Origin of the sequence: Citrobacter sp. Cf125 (genome assembly GCF_030333935.1) — a bacterium.
GTDB classification, from domain to species: Bacteria; Pseudomonadota; Gammaproteobacteria; order Enterobacterales; family Enterobacteriaceae; genus Citrobacter; species Citrobacter freundii.
Genome location: NZ_JAOWEY010000016.1, coordinates 246,729 through 263,865 on the forward strand (window position 1 = coordinate 246,729; position 17,137 = coordinate 263,865).

The 17,137-nt window shown below is 50.4% G+C and carries 15 protein-coding genes; 5 read left to right on the forward strand and 10 right to left on the reverse strand.

Translation table 11 applies throughout. From position 1 onward, the window contains the following. Positions 1-5: 5 nt before the first annotated feature. Both OGV89_RS02315 and OGV89_RS02320 read right to left on the reverse strand, forming a co-directional pair. Positions 6-1,142: an HlyD family secretion protein gene (locus OGV89_RS02315; RefSeq protein ID WP_003844558.1), complete on the reverse strand. Its 1,137-nt coding sequence runs from the start codon at positions 1,140-1,142 to the stop codon at positions 6-8. 5 nt (positions 1,143-1,147) lie between these two features. Continuing rightward, a complete protein-coding gene (locus OGV89_RS02320) occupies positions 1,148-1,471 on the reverse strand; it encodes a DUF3302 domain-containing protein (protein ID WP_003024200.1) in 324 nt (107 codons plus the stop codon). 697 nt (positions 1,472-2,168) lie between these two features. Between OGV89_RS02320 and OGV89_RS02325 the strand changes: the two genes are divergently transcribed. Further along, positions 2,169-3,257 (forward strand): type I restriction endonuclease, encoded by a 1,089-nt coding sequence (locus OGV89_RS02325; protein WP_003844556.1) that lies wholly within the window; start codon positions 2,169-2,171, stop codon positions 3,255-3,257. A gap of 40 nt (positions 3,258-3,297) precedes the next feature. Here the strand turns inward: OGV89_RS02325 and aldB are convergent, their stop codons facing one another. The 7 genes from aldB to OGV89_RS02360 all read right to left on the reverse strand — a co-directional run bounded on the left by aldB (position 3,298) and on the right by OGV89_RS02360 (position 11,781). Then, positions 3,298-4,836 carry an aldehyde dehydrogenase AldB gene (gene aldB / locus OGV89_RS02330; RefSeq protein WP_003837670.1) on the reverse strand — a complete coding sequence of 513 codons (1,539 nt, stop codon included), beginning with the start codon at positions 4,834-4,836 and terminating at the stop codon, positions 3,298-3,300. Between the two features lie 92 nt (positions 4,837-4,928). After that, positions 4,929-6,080, reverse strand: coding sequence for an L-threonine dehydrogenase (gene yiaY, locus OGV89_RS02335; protein WP_032937192.1), 1,152 nt, complete (start codon positions 6,078-6,080; stop codon positions 4,929-4,931). Positions 6,081-6,269: 189 nt separating this feature from the next. After that, positions 6,270-8,114, reverse strand: a complete 1,845-nt coding sequence (selB, locus tag OGV89_RS02340) for a selenocysteine-specific translation elongation factor (protein ID WP_003024195.1) — start codon at positions 8,112-8,114, stop codon at positions 6,270-6,272. Then, a complete protein-coding gene (selA, locus tag OGV89_RS02345) occupies positions 8,111-9,502 on the reverse strand; it encodes an L-seryl-tRNA(Sec) selenium transferase (RefSeq protein ID WP_044700430.1) in 1,392 nt (463 codons plus the stop codon). Before selA ends, selB begins: the two co-directional genes overlap by 4 nt. A gap of 98 nt (positions 9,503-9,600) precedes the next feature. After that, positions 9,601-10,209, reverse strand: coding sequence for a glutathione S-transferase (locus OGV89_RS02350; protein ID WP_003024191.1), 609 nt, complete (start codon positions 10,207-10,209; stop codon positions 9,601-9,603). Positions 10,210-10,279: 70 nt separating this feature from the next. Beyond that, positions 10,280-11,416, reverse strand: coding sequence for an HlyD family secretion protein (locus tag OGV89_RS02355; RefSeq protein WP_003024188.1), 1,137 nt, complete (start codon positions 11,414-11,416; stop codon positions 10,280-10,282). 2 nt (positions 11,417-11,418) lie between these two features. Continuing rightward, positions 11,419-11,781, reverse strand: a complete 363-nt coding sequence (locus OGV89_RS02360) for a DUF3302 domain-containing protein (RefSeq protein WP_003844553.1) — start codon at positions 11,779-11,781, stop codon at positions 11,419-11,421. A 531-nt stretch (positions 11,782-12,312) separates the two neighbouring features. On the opposite strand from OGV89_RS02360, the gene mtlA reads away from it, so the two are divergent. The 3 genes from mtlA (at position 12,313) to mtlR (ending at position 16,185) form a co-directional block, all read left to right on the forward strand. Then, positions 12,313-14,229, forward strand: a complete 1,917-nt coding sequence (mtlA, locus tag OGV89_RS02365; protein ID WP_003024181.1) for a PTS mannitol transporter subunit IICBA — start codon at positions 12,313-12,315, stop codon at positions 14,227-14,229. Between the two features lie 220 nt (positions 14,230-14,449). Continuing rightward, positions 14,450-15,598, forward strand: coding sequence for a mannitol-1-phosphate 5-dehydrogenase (gene mtlD / locus OGV89_RS02370; protein ID WP_003024180.1), 1,149 nt, complete (start codon positions 14,450-14,452; stop codon positions 15,596-15,598). Continuing rightward, the gene (gene mtlR, locus OGV89_RS02375; RefSeq protein WP_003024179.1) at positions 15,598-16,185 is read left to right on the forward strand and encodes a mannitol operon repressor MtlR; all 588 of its coding nucleotides are present in this window, start codon (positions 15,598-15,600) and stop codon (positions 16,183-16,185) included. Before mtlD ends, mtlR begins: the two co-directional genes overlap by 1 nt. A gap of 12 nt (positions 16,186-16,197) precedes the next feature. Here the strand turns inward: mtlR and OGV89_RS02380 are convergent, their stop codons facing one another. Then, positions 16,198-16,404 (reverse strand): hypothetical protein, encoded by a 207-nt coding sequence (locus tag OGV89_RS02380; RefSeq protein WP_003024176.1) that lies wholly within the window; start codon positions 16,402-16,404, stop codon positions 16,198-16,200. A 292-nt stretch (positions 16,405-16,696) separates the two neighbouring features. On the opposite strand from OGV89_RS02380, the gene OGV89_RS02385 reads away from it, so the two are divergent. After that, positions 16,697-17,059 (forward strand): YibL family ribosome-associated protein, encoded by a 363-nt coding sequence (locus tag OGV89_RS02385; RefSeq protein WP_003024174.1) that lies wholly within the window; start codon positions 16,697-16,699, stop codon positions 17,057-17,059. Positions 17,060-17,137 lie beyond the last annotated feature (78 nt).

The window sequence follows — 17,137 nt, forward strand, 5'->3', positions numbered from 1 at the left end:
TGAGTTTAATGATCGAGATACAGGTAATGCACCCAACTGGTCATGCGCAACAAGACTTTGCGCATGACGGACACATGTTCGAAGTGGTCAGAATAAACCGCGACCTGCGCGTAGATCCCATCAGGTAACGCGCTAACCTCCGCATTATCATTCAGCTCAATCGTGGCGATCACCCCTTCCGAACCGGGCGTAGAATTTAAGGATTGCAGCGCTCCATTCGACTGGTATGTCCCGCCCGGCACTGCCGGACTAATTGCAGCCAGTTTACCGCTGAATACCTTACCCGGCAGCGCGTTAAATACCACTTCCGCTTCATCGCCAGGTTCCAGACGCAGCAGCGAGTTCTGACGGAACTGGGCGATAATTTGCCTTTTTTGATCCGGGATGAATACCATCACCGGACGCATCGGCAGCGCGGCGGCATAGGTTCCCGGGCGCATCAGCACCTGCGTCACATAGCCATCGCTGGGCGCGCGAACCACCGTCTGGTCCAGGTTGAACTCCGCTTCGGCTAACTGCGCTTTCAGGCTGGCAATTTGCGAATTCTCGCCCAGTATCAGGCTGTCTAACTGACTCTGGATTTGCTGCTGCTCCGCGACGGAAGATTTCACCGACGCTTCCTGCGCCAGATAGTTTTGCCGCGCCGCATCAATATCGCGTTCAGAAAAAGGATTCACCTTCGCCTGACTACCCTGCGCATAGCGCTGGTAATCTTTTGCCAGTTTGTCACGCGTGGCCTTTGCCCGCTGCGTGTTGGCTTTCATTTCGTCTAACTGCGCAACCAGAGCCTGCTCTTTATGCTGTGCGGTGACAATATCAGCTTTCAGGCGATCGACCCGTGCCTGATAACGCCCTGGATTAAGCTTAAACAGAACCTCGCCTTTTTTGATTAGCGTATTCTTCTTATCCGTCACTTCTGTCACTACACCCGTTACCTGCGGCACCACGGGAATAGAAATTACCGCCTTTTGTGCCTTAAATGTATACGGATGGTTATAATTCATCAGTAATATAAGCCCGCAAACAATGAATATACCGCCTAATGCTGCGGTAGGAACTGTCCATTTATTTACAGGAATTTTAAAAATTTTAAATATTGACCATGCACACGCCACATAGGTCAGAACAATTAGTAAATCCATCGATATTACTCCGCCGGAGAGGTCTTGGCCTCACCCAGTTTCTTTTCCAGATCCGCAACCCTTGCCTGAAGCTGGATCAGGGAAGAATCCGCGCTCTGCATACCCCATCCGCGCTCCGGACGATAAAGCGTTGCCCAGATCCATAAAAAGGGCCAAATAACATGTAAGGTAAACAAACTAACCCAACCCGCAACATGTATTGCGTCGGCATGAGGATGGTTACGTTTCTTTGCAATGAGATAGGGAATATCATGCAGAATAATAATCCCGTAAAAAATGACCAGGAATACAAAAATAAGCACTCCTAATGCAAAATAATTAAGGAACATATTTGCCTCAGGGATTTAAATTAAGAAATTCAGATGCAATTTGATTTAAACAATAGAGTTGATAATAGTATTGGAATGACCAGACTGGATGCAATTTTCTTATTTATATAACGATATATGGGTTTCTATATATAACATCTAAAGCCTGATAGTATGATGATGTTTTCCTGGAATAGAGCACGTTAATACCTGACCAGCTACCCTTGGCACAAAACTACTCTACGGATATACCTTACTAAATGTTGGTTTCTATACCTGAAACCAACTCATTTGTAACAAAAATGTCGGCATTACTCACATCTTATTAACCAAAGCAATAATGTGCACACTAACTATATTTACTTGCAATGACTGCTATTTTTTACTCTTTTGATGTGTTACATAACCCCTTCATTTATATTTCAAATGATAAAAGTTACTCCACCTTTTCCCCATTAAAATGTATTTATCCATCTAAATGGCTTAACCATAAAAATAACATTTAATAATATAATATTACTATTTATGTAAGTGATGATTTCTTTTTCATTAAGAATCAAAAATGTTTAATTCCATATTTTGCTGCATTTACACCAATAATGTGACAAACTTCAAACTTTCAACATTTATGTTCTTGCATGATAACAAATATAAGACTACTTACCTTTCTACAATGTTTTATCTACTTTTTACGGCAAATAGGTACAAGGAGTTTGTTATGTCCGTTGAGTTTATGGAAAAGTTAAATCAACTAGCTTCAAAAATAAAACAGCAATCTGGAGCTACTGAAACTGAGGAAGCAACAAAGAATGCTTTTGTTATGCCATTTATTAATAATGTACTTGGCTACGATGTTTTTGACCCTACGGAAGTCATTCCAGAATTCGTATGTGACGTAGGTACTAAAAAAGGCGAAAAAATAGACTATGCCATCCTAAAAAATGGTGAAGTTCAAATTCTAATTGAGTGCAAGAAAATTGGAGAACCTCTCAACATAAATCATGCCTCACAACTTTTTCGCTACTTTCATGTAACTAACGCCAGAATTTCAATACTAACGAATGGGCAGGAGTATAAGTTTTTCACTGACTTAGATGCTCCGAATAAAATGGATGAAAAACCATTTCTCGAGATCAATCTTCTTGATTTAGATGAAATGGTCATCCCTGAAATAAAGAAACTAACCAAATCAGCATTTGACCTCGAGTCGATACTGAATGCCGCTGGTGAATTAAAGTATGTGAGTTTAATAAAAAAACACCTTCATACGCAACTGAATAATCCTGAAGAGGATTTCGTAAAATTCTTTGCATCAAGAATATATGAAGGAATGTTGACACAGAAGGTTAGAGAAACATTTACGATACTAACCAAAAAAGCGGCGACTCAATATATCAATGCTCAGGTAAATGAAAGATTAAAATCAGCCATTGGTGGAAATGTAATTCAGGTTCAGGAATCAACAAATCCGACGAACGAGACTGACACTCCTACTAACATTATAAAAGATGAGAGTGATATTATTACAACAATGGACGAACTTGAAGGGTTTCACATTGTTAAAGCAATAACTCGGACAGTAATTGATGCACCTAGGATAATGCACAGAGATACAAAAAGCTATTTTGGTATCTTAATAGATGACAATAATAGAAAACCACTTTGTCGACTTCATTTTAATCGAAATCAAAAATACATTGGAATATTCGATCTAGAGAAAAATGAAACTCGCCATCCAATTGAATCATTGGATGACATTTATAAATTCAGCACTGAGCTACAAGCTACAGCTGCATTATATAACTAATAGATAATAGGCAGTATTAATACTGCCTATTTATACTATATTAAAACAGCCCCAGTGGTTTATCAGAGTAGCTCACCAGCAGGCACTTGGTTTGCTGATAATGTTCAAGCATCATCTTATGCGTCTCGCGCCCGATGCCCGACTGCTTATAGCCACCAAACGCCGCATGTGCCGGATACGCATGGTAACAGTTGGTCCAAACTCGCCCCGCCTGAATCCCACGTCCCATTTTGTACGCCAGATTTCCATTACGACTCCAGACGCCAGCGCCAAGCCCATATTGGGTGTCATTAGCGATTTCCAGCGCCTCTTCCATGGTTTTAAACGTTGTGACAGCCAGCACCGGCCCGAAGATCTCCTCCTGGAAAACCCGCATGTTATTCTTACCAAACAGAATGGTTGGTTCGAGGTAGTACCCCTCTTTTAACTCGCCATCCAGCTGCTTGCGCCGCCCGCCGGTGAGAACATCTGCTCCTTCTTTCTTACCAATGTCGATGTAATTCAGAATAGTTTCCAGTTGACCATGCGACACCTGCGCGCCCATTTGCGTCACGCTGTCTAACGGGTTACCGCTACGGATACTTTCCACCCGACGAATGGCTCTTTCCATAAAACGTTCATAAATGGATTCCTGAACCAGCGCACGACTCGGACAGGTACACACTTCGCCCTGGTTGAAGGCAAACAATGCAAAACCTTCCAGCGCTTTGTCAAAGAACGCATCTTCTTCATCCATCACGTCCGCGAAGAAGATATTGGGTGATTTCCCGCCCAGTTCCAGCGTGACAGGAATAATGTTCTGCGTGGCGTACTGCATGATCTGCTGCCCAACTTCCGTTGAGCCGGTAAACGCCACTTTCGCAATACGTTTTGACGTCGCCAGATACTCACCGATCTCCCCACCCGCGCCGTTTACCACGTTCACCACGCCAGGCGGGAGCAGATCGCCGATGACTTCCATCAGCAACAGCACGGACAGCGGCGTCAGACGCGCGGGTTTCAGCACCACGCAGTTACCCGCCGCCAGCGCGGGTGCCATCTTCCAGCTGGCCATCAGCAGCGGGAAGTTCCACGGGATAATTTGCCCTACCACGCCAAGAGGTTCATGGAAGTGATAAGCCACGGTTTCGCTATCAACCTCGCTGATTCCCCCTTCCTGCGCACGAATACAGGAGGCAAAATAGCGGAAATGGTCAATTGCCAGCGGCACATCGGCCGCGCTGGTTTCGCGGATGGGTTTACCGTTATCCCAGGTTTCAGCCGTTGCCAGCAGCTCCAGATTTTGCTCCATACGATCGGCAATTTTGAACAAAATCGCCGCCCTGTCCTGCACGGAAGTCTGCGCCCATTTATCTTTTACTTTATGCGCGGCATCCAGTGCCAAATCGATGTCCTTTTTGCCGGAAGAGGCCACTTCGCACAGTAATTGCCCGGTTACCGGCGTCAGGTTTTGGTAATACTCGCCGTCCACCGGGGCGACCCAGTCACCACCGATAAAGTTATCGTATCGGGCTTTTAACTTCAGGGGGTAACCATACTCGCCGGGGTAAATACGCGTTGAAGGGGGGTTATTGGTCATGACCGTCTCCTTGCTGTAGGGGTACTACAAGGGTAGACGGGACTGGCGAATTATTCGCCAGCCTTTTACTGCTTTACGACAGGTATCACGAATTACATGGCAGCACGATAAATCGCCATGATTTCTTCATGTGTCGCCTGAATAGGGTTAGTGAAACCACAGGCATCTTTCAGGGCATTAGTCGCCAGAACGGCAAAATCTTCTTCCTTCACGTTTAGCTCACGCAGACCGGCCGGAATATTCACTTTCTGCGCCAGTTCGCGGATCGCTGCGATGCAGGCTTCTGCCCCTTGCTCTTCGTTGAGATCAGCAACGTTCACACCCATTGCCGAGGCGCAATCGCGCAGGCGGGCGGCAGCAACTTTACTATTAAATACCTGTACATGCGGCAGCAGTACGGCATTACATACTCCGTGTGGCAGATCGTAGAAGCCACCCAGCTGGTGCGCCATTGCATGCACGTAGCCAAGAGAGGCATTGTTAAAGGCCATACCTGCGAGGAACTGCGCATAGGCCATGGCTTCGCGCGCCTGAGCATTACTGCCCTCTTCAACGGCGACCGGCAGGTTTTGCGCAATCATGGTGACCGCTTTCAGCGCACATGCATCGGTAATCGGCGTGGCAGCAATCGACACGTAAGCTTCGATAGCGTGGGTTAACGCATCCATACCGGTAGCCGCCGTCAGAGACTTCGGCATGCCGACCATCAGCGAGGAGTCGTTAACCGACAGCAGCGGCGTAACGTGCTTATCCACAATCGCCATTTTAATGTGGCGTACTTCATCGGTGATGATGCAGAAGCGGGTCATTTCAGATGCCGTACCCGCCGTGGTGTTGATGGCGATCATCGGCAGCTGCGGTTTTGCAGAACGGTCTACACCTTCGTAATCGCGAATATCGCCACCGTTAGCCGCCACCAGCGCAATACCTTTTGCACAATCGTGTGGAGAACCGCCACCGAGAGAAATAACGCTATCACAGTCGTTTTCAGTCAACATTTGCAGGCCAGCAGCAACGTTGCTGGTCGTGGGATTAGGATGCGTACCGTCGTAAATTACGCTGAAAATATCACGTTCCTGTAATGCTTTTTGAATCTCGCCAGCCATACCTAATTTCGTCAGCATGGCATCCGTGACAATCAGCGTACGGCGAAAACCATATTCCGCCATTGTATTCATTGCGTCTTTTAATGAATCAGCGCCGATTACATTCACGGAAGGAATAAAAAATGTTGAAGCAGCCATTGTACGATCCTTAATTACTCTAAAAGAGTCAGGAAGCATACGAGTGAAATATCCAACAGAATATGATCATGGTTGTTATTTTAATAACAACCAAAATTAAAAAGCACATTAGGTTCATAATCTAATGTGCTTATTTCAATCAATATCTATTTTGTATTAATTCATTTAATTCCTGAATTAATTGTTTCATTACTTTTCGGGGAACAGCAATGCATCGCGTAATAAATGATCATTTCCCCGACGGCGAGTAAAACCAATGCGGTCAAAATATTCCAGAATCTGAATAGCCAATTTGCGCCCGATGTTAAGCCTGTCGCGAAAATCAGCGGCACATGTCGATCCCCTTTCCTGATCCAGTTCGCGGATCATATTGGCGAAGGCCACAATCCGATCGTTACGGTAATAACGATCTTTCACGATCGCGGTGATGATGCCTTGCTGCGCCGCTTGTCGTAACACCACACGCATCATTTGCTCATCCGTGCCCGTCTGTTTTGCCAGGTCGCGCACCCACCACGGCTCATCGCCAAAAAGCGGTTCTGCTTTTTGCCAGATAGCCTGCTGCTCATCGCTGAAACCGGCCTTGTGATCGGGCAAATGCAGCCAGCCATGATGACTATGGATGACGCCGCTCTCGCGCATCTTTTCAATCAGCAGCAGGACCAGCGCTTCATCTTCCATCGGCAAAGCCATCCGGCGCAGGCGTTCGCGTCCAGGTCCAGGCTCATCGCGGTGCTGGTCGTGGTAAGTCGCCAGCGTATCGAGGATTTTGCGCTGCCAGCGCGCTGCAACAGTGGCATCCAACAGACTGTATCCCGCCTGAATAAAACCATGCTGCTCGATCAACGGACGCATGCCGTTACCGTTGAGCTGACGCGCCCAGGCGAAGTCGGGAATATTTACCGCTCCACGCGTCAGGTGCAGCGCCAGAGCGTCACCATCACTCTGTGCGTTTTCCAACGCCGACAGCCACTGCAAATATTCCGGCTTACGCTTCCCGCGACGCGGCGGATTGAGCGTGACCACGCGCGCACCGGCCAGCGTCGTGCGAGCCGAAATATCACGCAGCACCAGACGGTCGTTATCGGCGAGCCAGAGTGGTGTATCAAACACCAGTTCCGCCAGCGTCCCTTCGAGCAGGGAAATACGCCCGGTGACGTGGCTGGCCGCGTGGTGAATATGCAACGGTTGCCACTGCATCAGCGGCGCGGCATGTTCTAAAGAGACAATCACGCGGGTAAACGCCTCTGGCGGCGCATCAGCAAGCAGCCAGTCGCCGCGGTTAAGTTCTTCTTTTTGCGCATCACCGGCAATATTTAGCGCAATACGTTGTCCCGCCTGCGCGCGATCGGTGGCCTGATTTTGTGCATGCAGGCTACGTACGCGCATCGGTTTGTTGACGCCCGTGAGCCACAGTGTGTCACCGACATTCACTTCACCGCTGAGCGCCGTCCCGGTCACCACCAGTCCCGCGCCTTTGACCGTAAAGGCACGGTCAATCGCCAGGCGGAAGCTGTGATCGCGGGCATGCTCGCGCGACGTTAATTGCAGCAAATGTTCGCGCAGTTCCTCGATGCCACGGCCTTCACTGGCGGCAGTGACGAAAAGCACCGACTCCGCGAAACCATAATTCCCCAGCGTGGCCTTAATCTCCGCACGCACCTCTTCAATTCTTGCTTCGTCCACGCGGTCGGCTTTCGTAAGCGCCACGGTGATCTGCGGATTACCCGTCAGTTGCAGAATTTGCAAATGCTCACGCGTTTGCGCCATCACGCCGTCATCACACGCCACCACCAGCAGCGCGTGATCAATCCCGCCAACACCCGCCAGCATGTTAGACAGAAACTTTTCGTGTCCGGGTACATCGATAAATCCCAGTATCCGCCCGTCCGGCTGCGGCCAGTAGGCATAGCCGAGATCGATGGTCATGCCGCGCTTTTTTTCTTCCGGCAGACGGTCGGCATTCACGCCGGTAATCGCCTGTAATAACGTTGTTTTTCCGTGGTCAACGTGTCCGGCGGTTGCAATAATCATTTCAGCATCATCTCCATAAACCGGGTCTCGTCTTCAAGGCAGCGCAGATCCAGCCACATGCGGCCATCATAAATCCGGCCAATGATCGGCACGGGCAGTGCACGCCAACGGGCGGCCAGTGCTTCGAGGCGGCTACCGCGCCCGTCATGGGGGGTAAAGGTTAATGCCGCGCTGGGCAGCCTATCAACCGGTAGCGAGCCGCTGCCAATTTGCGACAGGCAAGGCATGACGTTCAGGGCGAATTCGTCACCGTAATGCTCGGCAAGCCGTGCCTGTAAGTGTTGGGCCTGCGCGTGGACAGCCTCCTGCGAGCGAGTGAGCTGGCGTAACGTCGGCAACTTCTGCGCCAGCGCTTCCGGGTGCAGGTAGAGCCGCAGCGTCGCTTCCAGCGCAGCCAGTGTCATTTTATCAGCCCGTAATGCGCGTTTCAGCGGATGGCTCTGTAAGCGAGCGATCATCTCTTTTTTACCGACGATAATCCCGGCCTGCGGCCCACCCAGTAATTTATCGCCAGAGAAGCTCACCAGACTGACGCCAGCGGCAATCAGCTGTTGCGGCATCGGCTCCTGCGGTAATCCATACTGGCTGAGATCGACCAGTGAGCCGCTGCCGAGATCCGCCACCACCGGCACATCCAGTTCCTTGCCAATAGCGGCCAGCTCAGCCTCATCCACCGACTTCGTAAAGCCTTCAATACTGTAATTACTGGTATGGACTTTCATCAGCAGAGCGGTATTTTCATTCACCGCCTGACGGTAATCTTTCGCATGGGTCCGGTTGGTGGTACCGACTTCGCGCAGAACACATCCGGCCTGGCACATCACGTCCGGAATACGAAACGCGCCGCCAATTTCCACCAGCTCACCGCGCGAAACGACCACCTCTTTGCCGTTGGCCGTGGCGGCCAGCATCAGTAAAACCGCTGCCGCATTGTTATTGACGATACAGGCGTCCTCCGCTCCCGTCAGACGGCAGAGTAAATCCGCCAGCGCCCGATCCCGATGTCCACGTCCGGCATCATCCAGGCTATATTCCAGCGTCACTGGCGTGCGCATTGCTTGCACCACCGCCTCGATCGCTTCTTCGGCCTGCGACGCTCGCCCAAGGTTGGTATGCAGCACCGTTCCGGTCAGGTTAATCACCGGACGCAGCGCGCTTTGCGATTCTCGTTCCAGCCGGGCGCTGGCTTCTTGCGCCCAGTCCTCACACCATGCCGGGAGCGCGTGCGTGTCGCGAATCGCATCTCTGGCTTCGTCAAGCATATGACGCAGCAGGTCAACCACCCGGGTATGACCGTGAGATTCACGTAAGGCTGGGAAGGCGCTATCGCGCAATAAACGATCGATAGCGGGAAGCTGGCTGTAGAGTGAACGCATGTCGGTTGTCATGAAAGGGCCTGGCTGTTGGTGGCCCTCTCCACCGCGGAGAGGGCTATCGATATAGGAAGGATTGTACCGTGACTTTGCTCAGGCAGGTATTATCTGCATCAAGCCTTTGGCGGTTCTGTGCGGGCAAAACTTTCGCGTTGAAAAAGCGTTTCCACCAGTTTGACCAGACGTGGGCGGTCCACACACCAGCCGGGCGCGACCCGACGGAAATTGAGATAACCGACGGCACAGGCAATCGCGATGGTAGCCAGGTTAACCGTATCAGTTTTCAGCGTACCGTCCGCCAGATAGCCTTCCAGCATATCCAGACTGCGGGTGATCTTCTCCCGCTGGCGTAACAGTTCAGTTTCTGACTGCTGCGCGGCGGGGCGAGCCTGCTCGCGCACCGAGACTAATCCCGCATCCATAATACCGTCGGCCAACGCTTCCAGTTGACGAACTTTGAGTGCCGCTAACGGTTCACCCGGTAGCATGGCTGGCGCAATATCCAGCAGCTCGATGTATTCTGCGATGATCGGAGAGTCAAACCAGTACTCACCCTCATCGGTGACCAACGCGGGTACTTTTCCTAGCGGGTTATAACGCGCCACGCCGCTATCCGCGCTATAGGGAAGTTCATTCACAAATTCGAAGGTGATGCCCTTTTCCAGTAACAGAATAGAAATTTTACGCACAAAAGGGCTGGTATAGCTGCCAATGAGTTTCATGCCGGGTCCTTTTTGCCAACAAAAATATCAGTATGGCTCAGGTCGCCGTAAATGGCAGGTGATGACGATCTCAATGATCCAAATAAAGATAATGCATCCAGCTGGTCATGCGCAGCAGCACTTTACGCATCACTGAAACGTGAGCGAAATGGTCGGAATAGACCGCCACCTGAGCATAGATACCGTCCGGCAGCGCATCCACATCGGCATTAGGATCCAACTCAATCGTAGCCAGCACGCCATCGGTACCCGGCACCACAGTTAAGGACTGTAATGCCCCCTGCGCCTGATAAGAACCGCCCGGCACAACCGGAAGAATGGAGGTCAACTTACCGGAGAAAACCTGACCAGGCAGCGCGTTGAAGACCACTTCCGCTTCATCACCCGGTTTAAGACGCAGCAACGAGTTCTGGCGGAATTGCGCCACAATTTGCCGTTTCTGTTCCGGAATAAATACCATCACCGGGCGCAGAGGTAGTGCGGCGGCGTAGGTCCCGGGCCGAATAAGCACCTGCGTAACATAGCCGTTGCTGGGGGCACGGACGATAGTCTGCTCAAGATTGTATTTGGCTTCAGCGAGCTGAGCACGCAAAGACGCAACCTGAGATTGCTCCCCGTTGACCATACTGTCTAACTGACTCTGAATCTGCGTCTGTTCGGCAACGGAACCTTTTACCAGCGCGTCCTGTGCCAGATAGTTCTGCCGGGCGTTGTCGATATCGCTTTCAGAGAAGGGATTAACCTTCGCCTGACTGCCCTTCAAATAGCGTTGATAATCTTTATACAGACGATCGCGTTCAGCGGAAACGCGGGTAGTATTGGCGACGGCTTCAGAAAGTTGGGCTTTCAGATTGTCGATGTTGTGTGTGGCGGTAACAAGATCAGCCTGCAGTCTGTCAACACGTGCCTGATAGCGGCCTGGATCGAGTTTAAATAACACTTCGCCTTTTTTAATCAACTGATTATTTTTATCCGTTACCTCACTAACAATTCCTGTGACTTGCGGAGTGATCGGAATTGAAATAACCGCTTTTTGCGCCGTAAAGGTATACGGGTGGTTATAGTTCATTAATAAGATCAGTCCCGCAACAATGAATACCCCACCTAATGCAGCAGTAGCGAGCGTCCATTGGTTTACCGGAATACGGAATATTTTAAAGATGGCCCAGGCAAAGGCCACATAGGTCAGGACTATCAACAAATCCATGATTAAATCTCCGGAAAGGTGGAGTTATCTGTTTTCTTCTCCCCATCCAGTCTTTTTTCCAACTGGGTGATGCGCTCTGCCAGTGCGGCAATCTCGGGGTCTGGGTCCTTTCCGTTCGACATGATGTGTGATTGCATGCCCCACCCCCGTTCAGGCTGGTAGAGCGTCGCCCAAATCCACAGGAACGGCCATATTGCATGGAGTGTAAACAGGCTAATCCAACCCGCCGTATGAATGGCATCAGCATGAGGATGGTTGCGTTTTTTAGCCATATTATAGGGAATATCGTGAATGGCGATGATTCCGTAAAACAGAACCAGAAAGACGAAGATCAGCACGCCCAGTGCGAAATAATTTAGAAACATACCTGCCTCGAATTCACGCTAATTAGAGTTTTTTTATGCCGGCAGCCGCATGCACCCAGGCTGATGTTTTGAACATAACTGCAGTTTGGGGTTTTCGCCATACCACAAAATAAATATTTTTTCTGGTGAGAAGTTGCTTTCTTTTGCAATAAAAATATCGGGGGGTAGAACCTGCTGTAGATCACATCCGAGCAAATGCAGATGAAAATACTTTGCGATCTGCATCACAAAGATTCAACAAACAGCAAAGGATAAAATGTGAATCAGTTCACATTTACCCCCCATTTTTGGCGAATTCTGATCCAGTGATGTTTTTTTGTACCGATATTTTGTGATTAAAATCACATTAACTAACGCCATACACCCTATATTTACGTGACGAATATCACATAAAAGGTCGTCGACTGGACAGTTGAACGATTCAGTGCCAGATTTCGCAGTATCTACAGGGTCCGGCTACCTCCTGCCGCTACATTAACAAACCTCGGGCTTTCAGCCTGCGCGATAGCAAACATAAGAAGGGGTGTTTTTATGTCATCCGATATTAAGATCAAGGTGCAAAGCTTTGGTCGATTCCTCAGCAACATGGTGATGCCAAATATCGGCGCGTTTATCGCGTGGGGTATTATCACCGCATTATTCATTCCGACAGGGTGGTTGCCGAACGAAACGCTGGCGAAGCTTGTCGGTCCTATGATCACCTATCTGCTGCCGCTACTGATCGGTTATACCGGTGGTAAGCTGGTTGGCGGCGAACGTGGCGGCGTGGTTGGTGCTATCACCACCATGGGCGTTATCGTCGGTGCAGATATGCCAATGTTCCTCGGCGCGATGATCGCAGGTCCGCTGGGCGGCTGGGCTATCAAACATTTCGACAACTGGGTAGACGGTAAGATCAAGTCCGGTTTTGAGATGCTGGTGAATAACTTCTCCGCAGGCATCATCGGGATGATCCTCGCCATTCTGGCATTCCTTGGCATTGGCCCATTGGTTGAAGCACTGTCCAAAATCCTGGCGGCAGGCGTTAACTTCATGGTTGTCCATGACATGCTGCCGTTGGCGTCTATCTTCGTTGAACCGGCGAAAATCCTGTTCCTCAACAACGCCATCAACCACGGTATTTTCTCACCGCTGGGTATTCAGCAGTCCCATGAGATGGGCAAATCCATCTTCTTCCTGATTGAAGCTAACCCGGGTCCGGGTATGGGCGTTCTGCTGGCATACATGTTCTTCGGTCGCGGCAGCGCTAAGCAGTCTGCGGGCGGCGCGGCAATCATCCACTTCCTGGGTGGTATCCACGAAATTTACTTCCCGTACGTGTTGATGAACCCACGTCTGATCCTGGCCGTTATCCTCGGCGGTATGACTGGCGTATTTACCCTGACTATCCTGAACGGCGGTCTGGTTTCTCCGGCCTCTCCGGGTTCTATCCTGGCCGTGCTGGCCATGACGCCGAAGGGCGCTTACTTCGCTAACATCGCTGCTATCTGTGCTGCTATGGCAGTCTCCTTTGTGGTTTCAGCCATTCTGCTGAAAACCAGCAAAGTGAAAGAAGATGATGACATTGATGCCGCAACCCGTCGTATGCACGACATGAAAGCGGAATCCAAAGGCGCATCTCCGCTGGCGGCTGGCGACGTGACCAACGACCTGAGCCATGTGCGTAAAATCATCGTTGCCTGCGATGCCGGTATGGGTTCCAGCGCCATGGGTGCGGGCGTACTGCGTAAGAAAGTACAGGATGCAGGTCTGTCTCAGATTTCCGTCACTAACAGCGCGATTAACAATCTGCCGCCGGATGTGGATCTGGTCATTACCCACCGTGACCTGACCGAACGCGCGATGCGCCAAGTGCCTCAGGCACAGCACATTTCGCTGACCAACTTCCTCGACAGCGGCCTGTACTCCAACCTGACCGAACGTCTGGTCGCTGCACAGCGCCACAACGTGAACGAAGAGAAAGTCCGCGATCACCTGAAAGACAGCTTTGAAGAGGGTGATACCCACCTGTTCAAACTGGGTGCGGAGAATATCTTCCTCGGTCGTAAAGCCACTAACAAAGAGGAAGCAATTCGCTTTGCTGGTGAGCAACTGGTGAAAGGCGGTTACGTTGAGCCAGAATACGTCGAGGCGATGCTGGACCGCGAAAAACTGACTCCGACTTACCTCGGCGAGTCCATCGCAGTACCGCACGGGACGGTTGAAGCCAAAGACCGTGTGCTGAAAACCGGTGTGGTGTTCTGCCAGTACCCGGAAGGCGTTCGCTTCGGTGAAGAAGAAGACGATATTGCCCGCCTGGTGATTGGTATCGCAGCACGTAACAACGAGCACATCCAGGTGATTACCAGCCTGACCAACGCGCTGGATGACGAATCCGTGATCGAACGTCTGGCCCATACCACCAGCGTGGATGAAGTTCTGGAGCTGCTGGCGGGTAAAAAAGCTTAACGGTTAAGTATCTCCAAAATAGTTCGAGCTGCAGGAAGGCGGCAACGCAGTGAATCCCCAGGAGCGTACATAAGTACGTGACTGGGGTGAGCGAGGAGAGCCAACGCATCTGCAGTTCGAAATATGAAGGCGATATCCTCTCCCTTGTGGAGAGGGTTAGGTTGAGGGAAAAGCCTCACCCCAGCCCTCTTGGGTAAAAACATTGATGAAGGTTAATACTATGAAAGCATTACATTTTGGCGCAGGTAATATCGGTCGTGGCTTTATCGGCAAACTGCTGGCGGACGCGGGGATACAGCTGACGTTCGCGGATGTAAATCAGGTCGTACTCGATGCCCTGAATGCCCGTCATAGCTATCAGGTTCATGTCGTAGGTGAAAACGAACAGGTTGATACCGTCTCCGGCGTCAACGCCGTGAGCAGCATCGGCGATGATGTCGTCGACCTGATTGCCCATGTAGATTTAGTCACTACCGCCGTCGGTCCAGTCGTGCTTGAGCGTATCGCTCCGGCCATCGCCAAAGGGCTGGTTAAACGCAAGGCACAGGGTATAGCTACTCCGCTGAATATCATCGCCTGTGAAAACATGGTGCGCGGAACGACCCAGTTGAAAGGCCATGTAATGAACGCGCTGGCAGATGAAGACAAAGCCTGGGTTGAAGAACATGTTGGCTTCGTCGATTCCGCCGTGGACCGCATTGTTCCGCCTTCGGCTTCAGCAACCAATGACCCGCTAGAAGTTACCGTAGAAACCTTCAGTGAGTGGATTGTCGACAAAACACAGTTCAAAGGTGAACTACCAAATATCCCAGGAATGGAATTAACTGATAACCTAATGGCATTTGTCGAACGTAAACTCTTCACGCTGAACACCGGGCATGCTATAACCGCGTACCTCGGAAAATTGACCGGTCATCAGACCATCCGTGACGCGATTCTCGACGAGAAAATCCGCGCAGTGGTAAAAGGTGCGATGGAAGAGAGCGGCGCGGTACTGATCAAACGCTATGGTTTTGATGCAGCAAAACATGCGGCATACATTCAGAAAATCCTCGGTCGCTTTGAAAACCCGTATCTGAAAGATGACGTTGAGCGCGTGGGTCGTCAGCCGCTGCGTAAGCTGAGCGCGGGAGATCGTCTGATTAAACCGCTGCTGGGTACGCTGGAGTATGGTTTGCCGCATGCGAATCTGGTTATCGGTATTGCGGCAGCGATGCACTATCGCAGCGAAGAAGATCCGCAGGCACAGGAACTGGCCGCGCTGATTGACGAAAAAGGTCCGCAGGCCGCGCTGGCGCAAGTTTCCGGGCTGGATGCCAACAGCGATGTCGTGCTTGAGGCTGTTAACGCGTATAACGCAAAGAAATGATGCAGGACCTGGCGCAGGATATCCTGCGCCTGAATAATAGATTGTCAGATATGCAGGCAATAATGGAACAAACGCAGGCCTTTGAAAATCGTGTGCTTGAGCGTCTGAATGCTGGCAAAACCGTACGCAGCTTCCTCATCACCGCCGTAGAACTGCTCACCGAGGCGGTGAATATTCTTGTGCTTCAGGTATTTCGCAAAGACGACTATGCGGTGAAATATGCTGTAGAACCACTGCTTGACGGCGACGGTCCGCTGGGCGATCTTTCCGTTCGCCTGAAGCTCATCTACGGTCTGGGCGTACTCAGCCGGCCGGAGTATGAAGACGCCGAGCTTCTGATGGCGCTGCGGGAAGAGTTAAACCATGACGGCAATGAATATGCGTTCACCGACGATGAAATTCTTGGTCCGTTTGGCGAACTCCACTGCGTGACGGCACTCCCGCCGCCACCGCAGTTTGATACCTCAGACTCAGGTCTGCACGCGATGCAGATCCAGCGCTACCAGCAGATGGTGCGCTCCACGATGGTACTTTCCCTGACCGAGCTGATTTCTAAAATCAGCTTAAAAAAAGCCTTTCAAAAATAAGACGATGCTTGCTTATTTCTCTTCCTGCTGCGGTCGATAAAGCTGCCGATAGTACGCCAGACGTTGCAGATACAACTGCGCATTCTCCTGCGGTATTTCAGAAGGGACAACGTTGCGTGGCGGTGTTTTATTCAGATACTCGCGAAAAGCCTGGCTTGAAGCCATAAAATCGACCGTCTTATCAATTAGAGCCGAAACGTTCTCACCTATTTTCGCCATAATCTTCCCTCCTCCATGTATTAACCGCGCTCAGCCTGCGCGGTTGATCATTTAAGTTTAGGATCGGTTTGGCAATTACATTAAGGAAAACGTGCTTCACTATGAACCCGCCAACAAAATGCGCCATGGTCGATCTTATCGCTTAAAATTCCTTATTAATCAAAATAGTAATATTTTCATTAGCTGAATAATACTTGCAACATTTGATTATTTATCTTCGATTAGTTGTGAATAATCCCGCTCTGCGCGCATACTATAGGATATTCATCCTATTTTTATCAGAAGCTATCCTATGAAAGAAGTCGAAAAAAACGAAATTAAACGCCTGAGCGATCGTCTGGACGCTATCCGCCACCAGCAGGCTGACCTGTCTCTGGTTGAAGCCGCCGACAAATATGCCGAGCTAGAGCAAGAGAAAGAAACTCTGGAAAACGAGATTGCACGTCTGCGTGAAGTCCATGGTCAGAAGCTGAGCAAAGAAGCGCAAAAGCTGACGAAACTCCCTTTCCGTCGTACCATCACCAAAAAAGAACAGGCCGACATGGGCAAGCTGAAGAAGAGCGTGCGCGGCCTGATTGTCGTTCACCCGATGACCGAGCTTGGCCGTGAAATGGGCCTGAAAGAGATGACGGGCTTCGCGAAGAGCGAGTTCTGATCTCCCACCGGGCAACATCCGCTTGCCCGGTCCTTCACTTCCCCTCGCAATTGGCCCTACCAATTTTAGCCAGATCAT